The following is a 4,884-nucleotide window of genomic DNA, read 5'->3' as shown; positions in this document are numbered from 1 at the left end:
TTTTATCCAGTTGTTACCGGAGACTGCGCGCGACGGCCATCACGTGGTTACCGTACCACCGCGCAAAGCGGAGGATGGTGGCGTACCGGCCATTGAGGCCGATGGACTGACAATGCGCTTTGGTGAATTCACCGCAGTGAATAATGTAAGCTTTCGTATAGAACGCGGCGAAATATTTGGCTTCCTGGGTTCCAACGGTTGCGGCAAGACCACCACCATGAAAATGCTCACCGGCCTGTTACCACCCAGCGATGGTAAAGCCAAATTGTTTGGTCAGTTGGTTAATCCGCATGATCTTGCCACTCGTAAGCGGGTGGGTTATATGACCCAGGCATTTTCCCTGTATTCAGAACTCACCGTGCAACAAAACCTGATATTGCATGCCCGGCTGTTTCATTTGCCGGGCGAGCAGGTTGTTCCCCGTACCAGTGAATTAACGGAACGTTTCGGCCTCGGCGAATACTCCGATACCCTGGCGGCTTCACTGCCCCTGGGTATTCGTCAACGTCTATCACTTGCCGTTGCCATGGTGCATAAACCGGAGATGCTGATCCTTGATGAACCCACATCAGGCGTCGACCCAGTAGCGCGTGATCAATTCTGGGAACTGTTACTGGATATTGCACGCAATCAGGGGGTAACGATTTTTATCTCCACCCACTTTATGAATGAGGCGGAACGTTGCGACCGTATTTCCCTGATGCATGCCGGTAAGGTACTGGCCAGTGACACACCGGAAGTACTCAAGCAATCACGAAACGTGGCAAGCCTGGAAGAAGCCTTCATTGGTTATCTCGAAGATGCAGCAGGTAAAGAATCAGAGGAGCCACTGGAAGAAGCAACAACAATAAAGTCAAAGCCCCATGCTACAGGCCCGGGCAGCGGTTTCCGGTTTTTACGCCTGTTCGGAGTAGCGCGACGTGAGTCACTGGAGCTATGGCGTGATCCCATCCGTCTCACGTTCGCGCTGTTTGGTTCGGTGGTCCTGATGATCCTGTTAAGTTACGGCATGACGTTTGATGTCGACGAGCTGCGCTTTGCCGCGCTCGACCGGGACCAGACACCCGAGAGCCGCGACTACATCCAGAATATCGCCGGCTCGCGTTACTTTTTGGAACGGCAACCGATCTACGACCATGCGCAACTTGACCGGCGCATGCGCAACGGCGAGTTGAGTCTCGCCGTCGAGATTCCACCCGGCTATGGCCGTGATCTCAGGCGTGGCCGCGCTCCGGAAGTGGGCATGTGGATCGATGGTGCCATGCCGTTTCGTGCCGAAACGATTCGTGGTTATGTGCAGGGATTGCACTATCAATACCTCACGGATCTCGCTACCCGCAACGGTGTAACCTCGCCCGTAGCCGCTGCCGATATCGAAGTCCGTTACCGATATAACCAGGACTTCCAGAGCTTCAACGCTATGGTACCGGGTACTATTGCCATACTATTAGTGCTGGTGCCGGCGATGTTGACCGCTCTTGGCGTGGTGCGCGAAAAAGAATTGGGTTCAATCACTAATCTTTACGTTACACCCATCACCCGGCTGGAATTCCTGCTCGGCAAGCAACTGCCTTATGTCATCATCAGCATGATTGGCTTTTACGGATTAATGTTGTTATCAGTAACGCTGTTCGATGTGCCTTTCAAGGGCAGTCTCGCCGCCATATCACTCGGTGCGCTGCTTTATGTTACCGCTACCAGTGGGCTCGGCCTGTTAATGTCAACCTTTACCCGCTCGCAGGTAGCGGCCATCTTTGGCACAGCTATCGCCACCATGACGCCGGCATTTTCTTTTTGTGGACTTAACTCTTCAGTATCTGCACTGGAGGGTGGGGCGGCGGTATTCTCCAAAATTTATCCCACCACTCATTTCCTGGTGATCAGTCAGGGAACCTTTGGCAAAGCACTGGGTTTCAATGAACTTGGCGATCGCTTCGTTGCGATGGCACTATTTATTGTGGCTATCATCGCGATCTGTTCGATGCTATTGCCCAAGCAGGAGAAATGACCATGGGACGCCTGGCGAATATACTGCAATTAGGGGTGAAAGAGATGCGCAGCCTGTGGTTCGATAAGGTGTTACTGATCTTCCTCATATGGGCATTTTCTTTTGGTGTTTTCGAAGCAGCAAATAGTCAATCCACGGAATTGCGTAATGCTTCAGTGGCGATCGTGGATGAAGACCGTTCGCCACTGTCCCAGCGTCTCGCCGATGCGCTACGTCCGCCGGAGTTCATGCGCGCTAAACTGATTCAGTTTACAGATGTGGATCCGGGACTTGACGCTGGGTTGTATACCTTTACTTTGCACATACCTGCCGGCTTTCAACGTGACGTACTGGCCGGACACCAGCCCGCGATTCAACTTAATATCGATGCCACGCGCATGAACGAGGCATTCATCGGTGCCGGCTATATTCACAATATTTTTACCGATGAAGTGATTCATTTTGTTCAGGGTTACCATGGCGAGATGGCATTACCGGTGAAGTTAACCACACGCATGCAGTTTAATCCTAACCTCAACGGCGTGTGGTTTTATGGCGCCATGGAAATGGTCAACAACATAACCTTTTTGTCTATTATCCTGGCCGGCGCCGCACTGATTCGCGAGCGTGAACACGGTACCATTGAACATCTATTAGTGATGCCGCTCACGCCATTTCAGATTATGGCTGCGAAGGTCTGGTCTAACGGATTGATGGTGTTGGTAGTGGCAGCGCTGTCATTATGGTTTGTTTTACAAGGTGCACTTGCGATGCCCATCGCGGGTTCGGTGACATTATTCCTGATCGCCGCAATGTTGCACCTGTTTTCTACCACTGCACTGGGTATTCTGCTGGCAACAATAACACGTTCTATGCCACAGTTTGCCTTGTTGATGATTCTCGTCGTAGTACCACTGAATATGCTTTCCGGTGCCAGCGCGCCACAGGAAAGCATGCCAATCGCGGTGCAAAGCATAATGTTGGCAGCACCCACAACGCATTTCGTGAGTCTCGCCCAGGCTATTCTGTTTCGCGGCGCCGGTATTGCAGTGGTATGGCCGCAGTTATTGGCGATCGCTGCAATCGGCGCGACTTTCTTTCTTATTGCGCTGGTGCGATTTCGTAAATCCATTGCGCTGACTTGAGTCTTCCTTTACTCCATCTCCCTTGAAGGAGAGCGTCACCAATTCCTTCTCCCCTTGAGGGGAGAAGGCTAGGATTTTGCGCAAGGATGCGCTTATGTCGCGTGATCACATGGATGTGCGAAGCGACGAGGGGTGAACATCATTCTAGCCAAGTGCGCAGCACTTGTCCGAAATCCAGTATATTCATATCAACCAAAGAAATCCCAATCCCAACTCCAGCACCTACATATACACTACGCGACATCACGTCAGCAATAAATTCCCCCCCCCCAACGTTCTCATGGTAATAAAGATCAGGCAAACTATAAGCATAAAGCTATTTACCACTTAAGGGTAACACCTAGGATAAGCTGCGGATCACCCTAGGTTTTACGTTAAATTTTTACAGTTCAAAAACGCTTACGAAAAAATTACCGCTTAAAATCAACTTATTACATTTATTATTCCGGCGCGTTATATACATGGCATAAAAGATTTTAGAAAGTTCTTAATTAAAGTTGCATAATGTTCGTTAGGGCTATTGATAAGCTGTTAAACCTGTTATGTGGTATACGGCAATCAATTTCGAACGAACTGTTAGCGAATCGATAGTTGCTCCCAGCTAACGCTGAATTGACAAATTCGAGACGTAAAAAGTTATAACGTTTGAAAATACTCTGACGACTGATGTACCAGAAATAGAAGTAAGGGTAGTTGATGAATATTACCGAGCTGTATTCGGTTCCGATACTTTTGACACAATGTCAAAAGCCTTCTTTCGTTTGTTCTGCAGTATTACAGATCACCTCCCAATCAACCCGATCCAGCTTGTCAATGCAACCCTCTATAAAACACATCAATACCCGGATTTTTCGTGCAATGCGCTTCGCCAGCATGGGCAATCCGACTGTAAGAAAGCTTTAGATATATTTGGAGTTGTCATGAAAAAGTCAGTAAAAAAATATTGTGTAATAATCGGCCTAATTACTTTACTGCATAATGGAGTGGCGTCTGCGGGTCTTGTGCTAACCGCACCCCCACGGGAAAAACCAGAAGCCGGTGAATCCTTTTATGCACCGATTGCTAAACAATTAAGCGCCGTACTCGGCGAGCCAGTAACTTATCGGCATCCGGGAAACTGGCATACCTATTCGAGAGATATGCGGCAGGGAAAATACGATATCGTGTTTGACGGACCACATTTTGCCGCATGGCGTATTAAAAATACCAATCATGTACCTGTCGCGAGATTACCCGGTTCCTTAAGGTTTGTGATATTGGCGCATGCAGATGACGACAAGGTGAACTCATTGCGAGACCTTGTAGACAAACCCGTGTGTGGCCTGGCTTCACCTAATCTGGGTACTGTAATGGTACACTCTGTGTTTCATAATCCCGTCATTCAGCCAGAAATTAGAATCGTCAAGGGTGGCATGAAAGTCGTAATGAAAAAGTTTTTTGCCGGAGACTGTAAATACGCGGTAGTCAGGGACAAAATGTTTTTTAAGCAACCTGCAGAAAAACAAAAACTGGCAAAAATTATAGTCCACAGCCAGCCGTTACCAAATCAGACGATCACCGTTAATGCCCGAATAAAGAATGACAAAATCAGAAAGATTCGCAATTACATGATATCTGAGGCAGGAGCTAAAACCGCAAACCAGTTATTGACGCGATTCAGCAAAAAGAAGAAATACTTTATTAAGTCGGATATAACAGAGTTTCAGGATTTGGAATCCTTATTACAAGGAGTTGTATATGGTTGGTAACAAG

3 protein-coding genes are annotated in these 4,884 nt (G+C 48.4%); all 3 read left to right on the top strand.

Going from position 1 to position 4,884, the window contains the following annotated elements:
- Positions 1–2,008 (top strand): ABC transporter permease (locus ACWVCM_RS03725; RefSeq protein ID WP_455200368.1); only part of this gene is annotated, 2,008 nt, incomplete at its 5' end.
- On the top strand, positions 2,005–3,132 hold the full coding sequence (locus tag ACWVCM_RS03720) for an ABC transporter permease (RefSeq protein WP_455200367.1): 1,128 nt from the start codon (positions 2,005–2,007) through the stop codon (positions 3,130–3,132). The genes ACWVCM_RS03725 and ACWVCM_RS03720, both read left to right, overlap by 4 nt.
- A gap of 920 nt (positions 3,133–4,052) precedes the next feature.
- Entirely contained in the window at positions 4,053–4,880 is an 828-nt protein-coding gene (locus ACWVCM_RS03715; RefSeq protein ID WP_455200366.1) for a phosphate/phosphite/phosphonate ABC transporter substrate-binding protein, read from the top strand.
- Positions 4,881–4,884: the final 4 nt, after the last annotated feature.

The sequence above is a fragment of the Kaarinaea lacus genome, assembly GCF_975902315.1.
This window is presented reverse-complemented; position numbering and strand designations above follow the sequence as displayed.